This is a genomic window from Pseudomonas sp. GW822-FHT06D10, assembly GCF_058799535.1.
Genome location: NZ_JBXALN010000002.1, coordinates 168,433 through 182,453, shown reverse-complemented (window position 1 = coordinate 182,453; position 14,021 = coordinate 168,433). Strand labels below are relative to the sequence as shown.

At 57.7% G+C, this 14,021-nt stretch carries 10 protein-coding genes; 9 read left to right on the top strand and 1 reads right to left on the bottom strand.

All coding sequences use genetic code 11. The annotated features are described in order from the left end of the window. Positions 1 to 321: 321 nt before the first annotated feature. A complete protein-coding gene (locus tag AC1RL5_RS06360; RefSeq protein WP_093404767.1) occupies positions 322 to 1,905 on the bottom strand; it encodes a peptide chain release factor 3 in 1,584 nt (527 codons plus the stop codon). A 350-nt stretch (positions 1,906 to 2,255) separates the two neighbouring features. Between AC1RL5_RS06360 and AC1RL5_RS06355 the strand changes: the two genes are divergently transcribed. From AC1RL5_RS06355 to AC1RL5_RS06315, 9 genes are all read left to right on the top strand, one after another. Beyond that, positions 2,256 to 2,972: an ABC transporter permease gene (locus tag AC1RL5_RS06355; RefSeq protein WP_011059227.1), complete on the top strand. Its 717-nt coding sequence runs from the start codon at positions 2,256 to 2,258 to the stop codon at positions 2,970 to 2,972. A gap of 24 nt (positions 2,973 to 2,996) precedes the next feature. Further along, entirely contained in the window at positions 2,997 to 3,890 is an 894-nt protein-coding gene (locus AC1RL5_RS06350; protein WP_492589174.1) for a glycine betaine ABC transporter substrate-binding protein, read from the top strand. Positions 3,891 to 3,902: 12 nt separating this feature from the next. Continuing rightward, positions 3,903 to 4,556 carry an ABC transporter permease gene (locus AC1RL5_RS06345; protein WP_011059225.1) on the top strand — a complete coding sequence of 218 codons (654 nt, stop codon included), beginning with the start codon at positions 3,903 to 3,905 and terminating at the stop codon, positions 4,554 to 4,556. After that, positions 4,553 to 5,710, top strand: a complete 1,158-nt coding sequence (locus AC1RL5_RS06340) for an osmoprotectant ABC transporter ATP-binding protein OsmV (RefSeq protein WP_015634138.1) — start codon at positions 4,553 to 4,555, stop codon at positions 5,708 to 5,710. The genes AC1RL5_RS06345 and AC1RL5_RS06340 overlap by 4 nt, the downstream gene beginning before the upstream one ends. A 678-nt stretch (positions 5,711 to 6,388) precedes the next feature. Next, complete coding sequence (locus tag AC1RL5_RS06335; protein WP_015634137.1) at positions 6,389 to 7,552, top strand: type III PLP-dependent enzyme; 1,164 nt, start codon at positions 6,389 to 6,391, stop codon at positions 7,550 to 7,552. Between the two features lie 1,097 nt (positions 7,553 to 8,649). Next, on the top strand, positions 8,650 to 9,738 hold the full coding sequence (wecB, locus tag AC1RL5_RS06330; protein WP_093404771.1) for a non-hydrolyzing UDP-N-acetylglucosamine 2-epimerase: 1,089 nt from the start codon (positions 8,650 to 8,652) through the stop codon (positions 9,736 to 9,738). Position 9,739: 1 nt separating this feature from the next. Then, positions 9,740 to 10,522 carry an ABC transporter permease gene (locus AC1RL5_RS06325; RefSeq protein ID WP_072451283.1) on the top strand — a complete coding sequence of 261 codons (783 nt, stop codon included), beginning with the start codon at positions 9,740 to 9,742 and terminating at the stop codon, positions 10,520 to 10,522. A 67-nt stretch (positions 10,523 to 10,589) separates the two neighbouring features. After that, positions 10,590 to 12,281: an ABC transporter ATP-binding protein gene (locus AC1RL5_RS06320; protein ID WP_492589172.1), complete on the top strand. Its 1,692-nt coding sequence runs from the start codon at positions 10,590 to 10,592 to the stop codon at positions 12,279 to 12,281. Continuing rightward, positions 12,278 to 14,020, top strand: coding sequence for a class I SAM-dependent methyltransferase (locus tag AC1RL5_RS06315; protein ID WP_210457596.1), 1,743 nt, complete (start codon positions 12,278 to 12,280; stop codon positions 14,018 to 14,020). Before AC1RL5_RS06320 ends, AC1RL5_RS06315 begins: the two co-directional genes overlap by 4 nt. Position 14,021 lies beyond the last annotated feature (1 nt).

Here is a 14,021-nt window from a genome sequence, read left to right as displayed (position 1 = left end):
ATAGGTGAATCATCGATGGCTGCGCGCCAGCCTTGCGGCGGCCACAGCACTGTCTGAAACCTAGTCGTGATATCCCGGCTTTTCCAGATAGCTCCCTATCGATTCCCGAGCCGCCAAAGCCCTTCCGACTAACGGCGCTCCCTTGAAAACACCACAACCCGCAGGAGCCGGCTTGCCGGCGAAGAAACCCGCAAGCCAGGCACAACAGCGTCCGCCGCCTTCGCTGGCAAGCCGGCGCCTACGGGGCGGCGGCAGGCCAATCCTGCGCGCAAAAAAAAGCCCCGCTGTCTGCACAGCGGGGCTCGGGGGTGGCCGGCGAACTTAGTGGTGTTCGCGGGTGGCGCGGAATTTCACGTCCGGCCAGCGCTCTTCCATCAGCGCCAGGTTGACCCGGGTCGGCGCCAGGTAGGTCAGGTGGCCGCCGCCGTCCAGGGCCAGGTTTTCCACCGCCTTGTTGGAAAACTCTTCGAGCTTCTTCTTGTCGCTGCATTCGATCCAGCGGGCGGACCACACGGTGATCGGCTCGTAGGAGCACTCCACCTTGTATTCCTCCTTCAGGCGGCTGGCCACCACGTCGAACTGCAGCACACCCACGGCGCCGAGGATGATGTCGTTGCTGCGCTCAGGGAAAAACACCTGGGTCGCGCCCTCTTCGGCCAGCTGTTGCAGGCCCTGGCGCAGTTGCTTGGACTTGAGCGGGTCCTTCAGACGCACACGGCGGAACAGCTCCGGGGCGAAGTGCGGGATACCGGTGAAGCCCAGCGCCTCGCCTTCGGTGAAGGTGTCGCCGATCTGGATGGTGCCGTGGTTGTGCAGGCCGATGATGTCGCCGGCATAGGCCTCTTCCAGTTGCTCACGCTCGGAGGAGAAGAAGGTCAGGGCGTCGCCGATGCGCACGTCCTTGCCAGTGCGCACGTGGCGCATCTTCATGCCTTTCTCGTACTTGCCCGAGCAGATGCGCATGAAGGCGATGCGGTCGCGGTGCTTGGGGTCCATGTTCGCCTGGATCTTGAAGATGAAGCCCGAGAACTTCTCTTCCTGGGGGGCCACGCTGCGCTCGTTGGCAACGCGGGCCAGCGGCAGCGGCGCCCAGTCCACCACGGCGTCGAGCACGTGGTCGACACCGAAGTTGCCCAGCGCGGTCCCGAAGAACACCGGCGTCAGCTGGCCGTCGAGGAACTCCTGCTGGTTGAACTCGTGGCAGGCGCCCTGCACCAGTTCCAGCTGCTCGATGAAGCGCTCGTACTCGTCACCCAGGTGGGCCCGGGCTTCGGCGGAGTCGAGCTTTTCGATGATCTTGGTTTCGGTGCGCTCGTGGCCGTGGCCCGGGGTGTAGACGATGATGTAGTCGCCGGCCAGGTGGTACACGCCCTTGAAGTCGCGGTAGCAACCGATCGGCCAGGTGATGGGGGCAGCCTTGATCTTCAGGACCGCTTCGATTTCGTCCAGCAGTTCGATCGGGTCGCGAATGTCCCGGTCGAGTTTGTTGATGAAACTGACGATGGGCGTGTCGCGCAGGCGGCAGACGTCCATCAGGGCGATGGTCCGTGGCTCTACGCCCTTACCGCCGTCGAGCACCATCAGCGCCGAGTCCACCGCGGTCAGGGTGCGGTAGGTGTCTTCCGAGAAGTCTTCGTGGCCGGGGGTGTCCAGCAGGTTGATCATGTGGTCGCGATAGGGGAACTGCATGACCGACGTGGTAATGGAAATACCCCGCTGCTTCTCCATCTCCATCCAGTCGGAAGTGGCGTGGCGGTCGGACTTGCGCGATTTGACGGTACCCGCCACCGCAATGGCCTTGCCCATCAGCAACAGCTTCTCGGTGATCGTGGTCTTACCCGCATCCGGGTGGGAAATAATGGCGAAAGTGCGGCGTTTCGCGACTTCGGCGGCCTGTTGGGTCATGGGAAATCGCCTGGCGGTGATCAAAAAAGGGCGCAGATTATAGCCCAGACATAGCCTTGCGGGCCACAGCTCCCCCCGTCGCCCGGGCGACCGGACGGCAGATTAACGGTGGCTAAATGCTGCCAATTATGGAACCTTTTAAAACGTGGAGACGTCCACTCCCCTGTCACGCACTGTCGTCAGGGGCTGAAATATCAGCAAGTTAGCTTGACGAAGCTGCGCTCATGGCCCGTTCACCCGCCGCTCTGCCGGCGCTCGACGAGCTGCTTTTCGCGCGTATTTTCCCGGCAGCCAGGAATGGCCCTGCCACACGGGAAAGTGCCCGCCGACCGACAAAAAGGAGTCCGCCTGTGGCTATTCGCTATGGCAAAGGGCTGATAGGAGGCGCTGCGGTAATCGCCCTCCTGGCCCTGCTGGTCCACTGGATCGGCATCACTACGATCGAACACTACCGCGACGATCTGTTGTTCTACCTGCAAGCCCATCTGTTCCTGGTCCTGGCTTCAATGCTAGCCGCGCTGGTGGTGGGGATCCCCGCCGGCATCGTCCTCAGCCGCCCGAGCATGGTCGGACGCGCCGAACGCTTCATGCAAGTGTTCAACATCGGTAACACCGTCCCTCCCCTGGCCGTCCTGGCCATCGCCCTGGGGATCCTCGGCATCGGCAGTGGCCCGGCCATTTTCGCGCTGTTCCTCGCCTCCCTGCTGCCCATCGTGCGCAACACCTATGAAGGCCTGAAGAACGTCCAGGGCTCCCTCAAGGAGGCCGCGGTCGGCATCGGCATGACGCCACGCCAGGTGCTGTGGAAAGTCGAATTGCCCAATGCCGTGCCGATCATCATCGGCGGTGTGCGGGTGGCCCTGGCGATCAACGTCGGCACCGCGCCCCTGGCCTTCCTGATCGGCGCCAACAGCCTGGGCAGCCTGATTTTCCCCGGCATCGCCCTGAACAATCAGCCGCAACTGCTGCTCGGCGCCGCCTGCACCGCGCTGCTGGCCTTGCTCCTCGATGGCCTGGTGACCCTGGCCAGCCGACTTTGGCTGGAACGTGGTCTGCGCCCGTCTTAAGCCCGTCAGAGCCAAGGAACCGACATGAAGAAATTAAGCCTGATACTCGGCTGCGCCCTGCTTTTCAGCACATTGGCCCACGCCGTGGAAAAACCGCTGATCCGCATCGGCGCCCGGGTCTTCACCGAACAGACCCTGCTGGCGGAGATCACCTCCCAGTACTTGCGCAGCAAGGGCTACGACACCCGCGTCACCGGGGGCCTGGGCAGCAACCTGGCCCGCAGTGCCCAGGAAAGTGGCCAGTTGGACCTGATCTGGGAGTACACCGGAGTCTCGCTGGTGGCCTACAACCACATCGACGAGAAACTCGACAGCGAACAGTCCTACGCCCGGGTGAAAGAACTGGATGCGAAAAAAGGCCTGGTCTGGCTGTCACCGTCCAAGTTCAGCAATACCTATGCCCTGGCGCTGCCAGAGAACGTGGCCAAGGAACATCCGCAGATCAATAGCATCAGCGACCTGACCCTGGCCCTGGCCGAAAACACCAAGGAAAACCGCCTGGTGGCCCTGGACACCGAGTTCGCCAACCGCTCCGACGGCATGGCCGGGATGGTCAAGCTCTATGACATGGCCCTGACCCGCAAGAACACCCGGCAGATGGACGCCGGCCTGGTCTACACCGCCCTGCGCAACGGCCAGGTGTTCGCCGGCCTGGTGTACACCACCGACGGGCGCCTCAATGCCTTCAAGCTCAAACTGCTGGAAGACGACAAGCACTACTTCCCGGACTACACCGCCGCGCCGGTGGTACGCCAGGCCTACCTCGACGCCCACCCGCAACTGGCCGCCGAGCTCAAGCCGCTGGCGGCGCTGTTCGACGACGAAACCATGCGCCAGCTGAACGCGCGGGTCGACGTCGACCATGAAAGCCCATCCGCCGTGGCCGCAGATTTCCTGCGCCAGCACCCGATCAACTAAAGAGGAGAAGACATGGAATTCCTGAACGCCTTTTCCCATCTCGATTGGGCCCAGGTCCTGCACCTGACCTGGCAGCACATCACCCTGGTGGGCATCGCCGTCACCCTGGCCATCGTCTTCGGCGTGCCCCTGGGCGTGCTGATGACCCGCTTCCCGACCCTTGCCGGCCCACTGCAGGCCAGCGCCACCGTGCTGCTGACCATTCCGTCCATCGCCCTGTTCGGCCTGCTGCTGCCGTTCTACTCCAAGTTCGGCCAGGGCCTGGGCCCGCTACCGGCTATCACCGCGGTGTTCCTCTATTCCCTGCTGCCGATCATGCGCAACACCTACCTGGCGCTGACCGGCGTCGAACCGGGCATTCGTGAAGCCGCCCGCGGCATCGGCATGACCTTCGGCCAGCGCCTGCGCATGGTCGAGTTGCCGATCGCGGTGCCGGTGATCCTCGCCGGGGTACGCACCGCCGTGGTGATGAACATCGGCGTCATGACCATCGCCGCCACCATCGGCGCCGGCGGCCTGGGCGTACTCATTCTTGCATCCATCAGCCGCAGCGACATGTCGATGCTGATCGTCGGCGCCGTGCTGGTCAGTCTCCTGGCCATCTTCGCCGACCTGCTTCTGCAATGGCTGCAACGCTCGCTGACTCCAAAAGGACTCCTGAAATGATCGAACTTCAAAACCTGACCAAGACCTTTCGCAGCAACGGCAAGGATGTCAAAGCCGTCGACTCGGTAAGCCTGACCGTCAATGAAGGCGAGATCTGCGTGTTCCTCGGGCCCTCCGGCTGCGGCAAGAGCACCACGCTGAAAATGATCAACCGCCTGATCATGCCCACCTCGGGCAAGGTGCTGATCAATGGCGAGGACACCACCGATCTCGACGAAGTGACCCTGCGCCGCAACATCGGCTACGTGATCCAGCAGATCGGCCTGTTCCCCAACATGACCATCGAGGAAAACATCGTGGTGGTGCCACGCCTGCTGGGCTGGGACAAGCAGAAATGCCACGACCGGGCCCGCGAGCTGATGAGCATGATCAAGCTCGAACCCAAGCAGTACCTGCATCGCTACCCACGGGAACTGTCCGGCGGCCAGCAACAGCGCATCGGGGTGATCCGCGCCCTGGCGGCGGACGCCCCGCTGCTGCTGATGGACGAGCCCTTCGGCGCGGTAGACCCGATCAACCGCGAGATGATCCAGAACGAATTCTTCGAGATGCAGCGGGCGCTGAACAAGACCGTGATCATGGTCAGCCATGACATCGACGAAGCCATCAAGCTGGGGGACAAGATCGCCATCTTCCGTGCCGGCAAGCTGCTGCAGATCGATCACCCCGACACCCTGCTGGCGCACCCGGCGGACGACTTCGTCAGCAACTTCGTCGGCCAGGACAGCACCTTGAAACGCCTGTTGCTGGTCAAGGCCGAAGACGCCGCGGACAACGCCCCGTCGGTCAGCCCGGAAACCCCGGTAGCCGACGCCCTGGAACTGATGGACGAACACGACCGGCGCTACGTGGTGGTGACCTGTGCCGAGAACAAGGCTCTGGGTTATGTACGTCGTCGCGACCTGCACCGTCAGACCGGCACCTGCGCCCAGTTCCTGCGAGAGTTCAACGCTACAGCCGCCTACGACGAACACCTGCGGATTCTTCTGTCGCGCATGTACGAGTTCAACCGCTCGTGGCTGCCGGTGATGGATGCCGAGCGGGTGTTCCTGGGCGAGGTGACTCAGGAATCCATCGCCGCCTACCTAAGCTCCGGGCGTTCGCGGGGGATGAAGACCAATATCGTCTCGCCGGCTGAAACAGTGGTCGCCTGATCAATAAATAGCCAATAACCAACCTGTGGCGAGGGCGCTTGCTCCCGCGGGACCTTGAAGCGGCCCCTCTTTGCAAAAAGAATGGGGCTGCTGCGCATCCGGCGCGAGCAAGCGCCCTCGCCACCGGGTGTTTTTGGCCCACCCACACGCCGGAAAAAAATATCAACAGCCGCCCCGGTCAGAGCTGTCCGGCGCCCTCCTCCGAAACAGCAAAAATCCCCCTCAAACCGCCCTCTCGCCGCTAACGTCGCCGATGTTGACGCTTTCATACTTCCCAGCTACTTGGCACGCAAAAGCGTCGAACGTGCAGGTATTTTTAACACTGGCGAATTCTTCGGGAACATCTGTCCGTCATCTGTGTCGGCTACAAAGAGAGGTGTCGATAACGCACGTCAGACAAGTGCAAAAACGCGACATTTTTTGTTGATCTCAGCCCCCTCACCGCCTAAAGTTCGCGCCGAACGTCCATGCTGGAAACGATCCATCCGGCTCAAGTACTGACGACGAGACAGCAAGGCCAAGGGCAGATTTCCCATGGCCTTTTTGCTTTCGGCGACATGCCTTGGGAAGTAGGCGAACCAAAGTGGGGATACGGAGGACGTTCACAAGGCACTGTCATCAATGACATGTCCTTAAACCCATTGATTACCAACGTTTGCCAGTAGGAGTTCCCAACGCATGTCGATTAACGTCGAAGACTATTTCGCGCGCGAAACCTTTCAGAAAATGAAGTCTTTCGCCGACCAGCAAGAAACCCCGTTCGTGGTCATCGATACCCAGATGATCTCCCAGGCCTACGACGACCTGCGCGCCGGTTTCGAATTCGCCAAGGTCTACTACGCGGTCAAGGCCAACCCGGCCGTCGAGATCATCGACCTGCTGCACGAAAAAGGCTCCAGCTTCGACATCGCTTCGATCTACGAGCTGGACAAGGTGCTGGGCCGCGGCGTCAACCCGGCCAACATCAGCTACGGCAACACCATCAAGAAGTCCAAGGACATCCGCTACTTCTATGACAAGGGCGTGCGCCTGTACGCCACCGACTCCGAGGCCGACCTGCGCAACATCGCCAAGGCCGCCCCGGGTTCGAAAGTCTACGTGCGCATTCTCACCGAAGGCTCCACCACCGCCGACTGGCCGCTGTCGCGCAAGTTCGGCTGCCAGACCGACATGGCCATGGACCTGCTGATCCTCGCTCGCGACCTGGGCCTGGTGCCTTACGGCGTGTCGTTCCACGTGGGCTCGCAACAGCGCGACATCAGCGTCTGGGACGCCGCCATTGCCAAGGTCAAGGTGATCTTCGAGCGCCTCAAGGAAGAAGACGGTATCGAGCTGAAGCTGATCAACATGGGTGGCGGCTTCCCGGCCAACTACATCACCCGCACCAACAGCCTGGAAACCTATGCCGAGGAAATCATCCGCTTCCTCAAGGAAGACTTCGGCGACGACCTGCCGGAAATCATCCTCGAGCCAGGCCGTTCGCTGATCGCCAACGCCGGCATCCTGGTCAGCGAAGTAGTACTGGTGGCGCGCAAATCCCGCACCGCCGTCGAGCGCTGGGTGTACACCGACGTGGGCAAGTTCTCCGGTCTGATCGAAACCATGGACGAGTCCATCAAGTTCCCGATCTGGACCGAGAAGAAAGGTGAAGTGGAAGAAGTGGTGATCGCCGGCCCGACCTGCGACAGCGCCGATATCATGTACGAGAACTACAAGTACGGCCTGCCACTGAACCTGGCCATCGGCGACCGCCTGTACTGGCTGTCCACCGGCGCCTACACCACCAGCTACAGCGCGGTGGAATTCAACGGCTTCCCGCCGCTGAAGGCCTTCTACGTTTAAAGACGGCAGCTAGCTGCAAGAAAAAGCCCATGACTTGTCATGGGCTTTTTTATCTGCAACCCCACGCCAATCAATACACCCACTTGTGATTGGTGTTGAAGCTGAGGACTCTGAAAAAGCTACCTGCGCTGCTGAAAGATCCCCAGTCAGCTACGCCAGGGCGTGGTATCTGTCCCCCTAGAAAAAACCCAAGAATTGACAGCTGGCGACAGATAGATCTCATGAAAAAACAGACTTGTCCTAAGGTCACAATTTTTTTCGGCTGATAGAATCTGCACAGCAAAAAACAGGTAGATATTTCTTGGCAATCCTTGGTAGTGGCTGGAATACCAGGATCCACTGCTCTAACCTGCCGTATTTGCGCATGGTGTGCGACCTCCATAAAAGCGCCATGTACCGCACGGGGATGAAATCATCGCTGAGCGGATGAAGATTGTTCAAACGCCTTGGGTAACTGCGAAGTTGAATCACTCTACTAGCCAAAAGGACAGTATTGAGTGACACACCAGAAACTAGGGCCATAATCTTCAGGTGTACTTTGGAAAGATATCGCAAATGGACACTACACCATGATCGAGCTCATTGACCTCGAGGCCCGACCCATAGAGAACGGGCTTAAAACCGAGGTAACACATCCACAAGCAGCAGCCTATACACTGCATCAGGCCACTCCGGACGTGAAAAGTCTGAGGTTCGGTTCGTGAGCAATGTGAAGGAAAGGCCCCGCCCTTGTGGCACACACCAAATGAGCTTCGGCATCAGGCAAGGTAGCGAAATAAACACTCCTTATTTCTATCCATCGCCCAACCTTCAACATGACGCCATGGTTTCGCCAGTACAACTGTCCACTCGCCATATACGTACCTGGATAGTCACAAAACTTTGCGGCAATGCATTCACACCGCCCATGACCACGAAAAGGTACTGGAGCCTCCTACGCATTACACTGTCCAAATAGAATGGATCCGACAATCACCAATCAAGCTCTGCTGCCGGCGGGCGATATCATTACACCCCATGTACGAACCGGCGGCATTTGAATATCAGCGCCGACTCCCCCGAGGGAATCGTAAAAGCCTTGAAAAGAGTATCTACGCATGACCTGTAAAATCATCACCATCGTTGGCGCGCGCCCTCAGTTCATCAAAGCTGCAGCCGTTTCAAGAGAAATCCTCAAGCACCCCGGGATCTTGGAAGAAATCATGATCCACACCGGTCAGCACTACGATCCGAACATGTCGCAGGTATTTTTCGATGAGCTGGAGATTCCTGCTCCGAAATACAACCTTGAGATATCAGGTGGGAGCCACGGAGCAATGACGGCTCGCATGCTCGAGGGTATCGAGCAAATACTGCTGACCGAAAAACCTAATTGGGTGCTTATCTACGGCGACACCAATTCGACCCTGGCAGGGGCACTTGCAGCGGCAAAGTTGCATATCCCAGTAGCCCATGTCGAAGCAGGCTTGCGCTCGTTCAACATGCGCATGCCGGAAGAGATCAATCGGATTCTGTCAGACCGGGTTTCGACCCTACTGTTGTGCCCGACCATGACGGCCGTCGAGAACCTGGCCCGGGAAGGCATCACTCAAGGGGTACACAACGTTGGCGACGTCATGTATGACGTCGCCCTCTATTACCGGGACCGTGCCCGTAATACCAGTCAGATCCTCGATACTCTGGCTCTCTCTGAAAAAGGCTTCGCCTTGGCAACCTGTCACCGGGCGGAAAATACCGACTCCCCGGAGCGCCTGAATGAGATTCTTTCGGCGCTAGCCGCTATCACAGCGGAACTGCCAGTGGTTCTACCGCTACATCCCCGGACCCGCAAACTGATCAGCGACCATCAATTGGAGCATCTGCTGCAAAAGCTCACCATCGTCCCCCCTCTGGCGTTCTTGGATATGGTGGCGCTTGAACAGGCGGCCAAGGTAATCCTTACCGACTCCGGCGGAGTACAGAAAGAAGCATTCTTCTATCAGGTTCCGTGTATCACCATGCGCGACGAAACCGAATGGGTCGAAACAGTAGCTCTAGGCTGGAACCATATAGTGGGCGCATCCCAGACACGGATCCTAGACGCTTTCAGCCAGTTGAGTGACGGTCAACAAGACGATCTGAGCACTCCATATGGAAACGGGAGCGCGAGTCGCGTGATTATTGAACATCTGATGAAAGAAGCTTGAAATGGGTGCGTTAGCCAGCCTCTTGCAGCACCGTCAAATTCTCTACTCCACAGTTGTTCAGGGGCTGAAAAAACGAACCAGTGGCAATGTACTGGGTACGCTTTGGCTGTTGCTCTATCCACTACTGTTCCTGGGCATGTATAGCTTGGTCTTTGTCCAGATCCTCCAAGTGCGTATTCCTGGGCTAGGAACGAGCGACTATATCCTGGTGGTATTTTCCGGACTTGTTCCCTTCCTGGCTTTTGCAGAAGCATTCGGGTCAGGCACGGGCAGTATCGTCGCCAATCGCGACTTACTCATGAACACACTCTTTCCCATCGAACTGGTAGTAGCCAGAGAAGTACTAATTGGTCATACCACCATGGGTATGGGCATGCTGCTACTTTGGGGAGCAGTGCTACATTTTCATGGAGCTCACTGGACCCATCTTCTTGTACCGCTGGTATATCTGCTGCAGATCATGATGGTGCTCGGCCTGGTCTGGATCACTGCAACTCTGACAGTGTTCTTTCGTGACCTATTGCAAGCGATACCCATCCTTGTCCTCTTCCTCATGATGGTTTCCCCCATCGCTTACACCGCCGACATGGTGCCCGAGGGCCTGCACGCCCTATTACTTTTCAATCCATTGGCATGGCTGATGGAGCTCTATCGGGCATGCCTGATGCAAGGAACAATTCCATTGCAACAATTGGGATTCTTCGCACTTTTCTCAACTGCCCTTTTTGCGCTGGGTGGCAGTTTGATTTTTCGACTCAAGCCTTTATTTGCTGACCATGTCTGATCTGACAATCTCCCTCAAGGCCGTAAACAAGAGCTTTAGGCGCTTCCAACACCCTGGCTGGAGAGCCTTGGATGCGTTGGGATGGCCTGTTTCCAAAAAACGCTATGACGTATTTCAAGCACTATCGGACATTAACCTAGACATAGCGCGTGGCGAAAAGGTGGCCCTTATTGGCCGTAACGGCGCCGGCAAAAGCACATTGCTACGAATGGTTTCCGGACAGATGCGAGCTGATAGCGGACAGATCCGGGTGAGTGGCAAGGTACAGGCGCTGATGACTCTGGGTACCGGCTTCCATCCCGACTTCACCGGCATTGAAAACATAAGGTCAGCTCTCGCTTATCAAGGCATCCAGCCTTCACGAGTAGATGAATGCATCGAGGAGATTACGGACTTCACCGAGCTCGATAGCTTTCTCCACCGACCAGTCAAAGAATATTCCGCGGGTATGTATGCACGACTTGCTTTTGCCGTGGCGACGACCATCACTCCCGAAGTACTGATTATCGATGAAGTCCTTGGCGCTGGGGATGCCTATTTCCTGGGTAAATGCATCCAGCGTATGAAAGCCCTGACTGGCCAGGGAGCCACCATCCTATTCGTTTCTCACGATATCAGCTCTGTACAAATGCTCTGTGATCGGGGGGTCTGGCTTGAAGGGGGACGCATCCGGCAGGACGGCCCGCTCTTGCCGGTCAGTAAAGCCTATTTGGCAAATATCCGTGAAGAGGAAGAACGGAGGGTTCGTGCCAAGAGCATGTCATTGACCAAAGGGCAGGTTGGCGCCCTGCTCCGCGAGAGTAGCCAGACCACTTTGCTCCGCCTGATCGGGGCAGACGGCACACCTCCCCTTGAACCTCTGCTGATTCGAAGTCTGGAATATGGAAATGCAAGCGGTGTACTCGGACGCATAGAAATGACGCCCCAGCAATCAGGCGATTCCCGCTTGATAGTTGATCCAGCCTTGATGAACTGGCGACAGGTAAAACAGGAGCCGATTGAACCATGCTGGGCATTCGGCAACTTTGGTGGGCGTTACATTCATGCCCCCTTACAGATTTCCTGGCCCACATCAGTTCCAGAAGATGCCTGGGTAAAGATGGATATTCGCGCCAGTACCAGTCACTCGATACTGCTTGAGCAATTTTCCCCCAAAGAGAACCAGTATGTCGCTCTAGCTGAAATCTCTGCGAACCAGTTCCCCTCATGGAACCTCATGCGCTTTTCGTTGCACAGTGATCAGGCGCTGGGCGACGACCAAAACGTTGAGTTGCTTGCCGATCTGCAAGAGCTTGCGCCTGACGACAGGTACGGCAGCGGTGAGATCCGCATAAATGGATTCGGCTTTTTTGATGCTGAGGGTGTAAGACGACACACTCTGATAAGCGGCGAAGCAGCATTTGCGGTCATGGCCTTTGAAGCCAGCCAAGCAGTGAAAGACCCCGTCCCGGTGGTGGCGATCTATCGGCCCGACGGCATCTGTGTCATGCAAGTGATCGCCAGTATGAACGGCCAGCGTTTCGCCTGTGTTGAGGGCAAAGGTGGCATCCGCGTTGATTTCTCTCCACTCCTGCTAGGCCCTGGCGACTACCTAGTCTCAGTCGCCATATTTCGTGAGCTGAATCCTGCGTCGTCTATAGAGCCAGCGTCGTACGACCTTCACGATCGTTGTCATGCTCTCAAGGTATTACCTCCCCCAGGTATCCATGTCCAGATTGGGGTAGTCAACCAACCCGCCCAATGGGAGTTGCTTACTTGACCCAAGATATTCGACTTTACAGCTCCTCGCAGGTTTGGGATCAGCCCATGCAGGCTGGACAGCGCAACCTGCTGAAAGCCATTCAAGATTTTTGGCCGAATGACATCGGCTCTGTCCTTGATGTAGGGTGCGGTGACGGCAAACTGACCTCGGAGCTGGTAGGTCTTGGTGTAGACACAATCGTCGGTCTCGACAGCAGTGAGGAAGCTCTCTCTCGCTTGGCTGTGCAAGGCGTAAAAGGTGATGCACGACACCTGCCATTTGCTGACGGCGCCTTCGATCTGGTCATGAGCACTGATGCACTGGAACATATGCCTGACGCCGAAGAAGACGCTGCATGGAGCGAACTATTCCGGGTAGCCGGAAAAGTCGTCATGGTCGCAGTGCCCTTTCGCGAGGAGCTCCTGGATGCAACGACCCGCTGTACAGAGTGTGGCAACTGCTATCACGTCAACTGGCATCAACGCAGCTACGATCATGCCGACCTCCATCGCCGTACGCCTCCGGGTTGGCAAGTTCGTTCAACAATATTAACGGGAGAGCCATGGAGCGCAATGCTGCCTCCAGAAACTCACCTACGGCGCTTGGCTCTTCACGAGTGGTCTGGCTGGGAAGCCGCAATCTGCCCCGTATGCGGCAGCAGAGGGCATCAGGCCATCGTGCCAGCAGCACTCCCTCCTCTGTTTGCAGAAGCCCTAGGGGCAGATCTCTATAAAGCACTGGGCGATTACCGGATGTGCCGTAGCCACAGTGAAGTGCTAGTAGTTTTCCAACGCCAGATCTCCGCCCCCGTCCCTCTGCGCGTCACCCAGGCACGTCATCACAGCCAACTCGCGACATGCATCGACTTCGAGCGCCAACGCTCTGGAGTTGACTTGCACCCCTACAGCCAAGTTGCCCAGCATGTACTGTCTTCGGAAGGACACTGGCGTTTGCAGTTCCCGCTTTATGAGCCCACACCAGCACTCGAAGTAAGAAGAGTGCCCGGCAGCCTCGGCCCACTGCACCTGCTGTTGGAAGACGCCTGCGGCATCCTGCTCAACGGATGCGTCTTGTCGGACGGACAAGAGCGTGCCGTGCTTCCACTTCCCCGCCCTCCTGCCTCGGGCTACTACGGAGTACTCGCCTCTTGCGCCCCAGAGGAGCCATTTGCCTCTATCAAACTGGGCCATGGACCGGAGGTAGTCTGGGCTCAAGTACCAGACAACGAAGATTGCGCTTACTGCGAATTCGAACATATGGGCCTGCCATTATTCGTGCAGATCACCAAGCCAACCTGGCTGGATCCCGCTGCCTTGGAACAGCCCATGCCCCCTATAAACCCAACGCCAGCAGCAGTACTAAGCCAGGTTCTAGCCAGAGCGGATCAAAGTGACGGCCAAATCCAAGAGCAATACTCATCTCATTCAACAGAGCTAAACCATCTCTTGGCACAAATCAAAAACTTGGCTGAAGTGCCTCCTGGTGTGTGTGTGCGAACACAATTCGATGAACATTTAAACAAGACCGAGATAGAAAACCGAAAGCTTGACAATAGAACACTTGAAGCTCACCAAGAACAGATTGAAATCCGCCCCTTCAAGCTGATAACCAACTTGGAAGCTGAAATACAAAGACTCCAAAGTGAACTTCATACTTGCCAGGGGCAATTGAAAAAACTAAGCCAACATCTCGAAAATCGGCTAGGAGCTGCCACCAGAAAAGCACTGAAGTGCTTGGTTGGAAAATTTAGGAGTTAAA

Coding starts and splice junctions, on each gene's coding strand:
- AC1RL5_RS06325 (WP_072451283.1), top strand. CDS start 9,740: ATGGGTGCGTTAGCCAGCCTCTTGCAGCACCGTCAAATTCTCTACTCC.
- AC1RL5_RS06345 (WP_011059225.1), top strand. CDS start 3,903: ATGGAATTCCTGAACGCCTTTTCCCATCTCGATTGGGCCCAGGTCCTG.
- AC1RL5_RS06335 (WP_015634137.1), top strand. CDS start 6,389: ATGTCGATTAACGTCGAAGACTATTTCGCGCGCGAAACCTTTCAGAAA.
- wecB (WP_093404771.1), top strand. CDS start 8,650: ATGACCTGTAAAATCATCACCATCGTTGGCGCGCGCCCTCAGTTCATC.
- AC1RL5_RS06340 (WP_015634138.1), top strand. CDS start 4,553: ATGATCGAACTTCAAAACCTGACCAAGACCTTTCGCAGCAACGGCAAG.
- AC1RL5_RS06360 (WP_093404767.1), bottom strand. CDS start 1,905: ATGACCCAACAGGCCGCCGAAGTCGCGAAACGCCGCACTTTCGCCATT.
- AC1RL5_RS06350 (WP_492589174.1), top strand. CDS start 2,997: ATGAAGAAATTAAGCCTGATACTCGGCTGCGCCCTGCTTTTCAGCACA.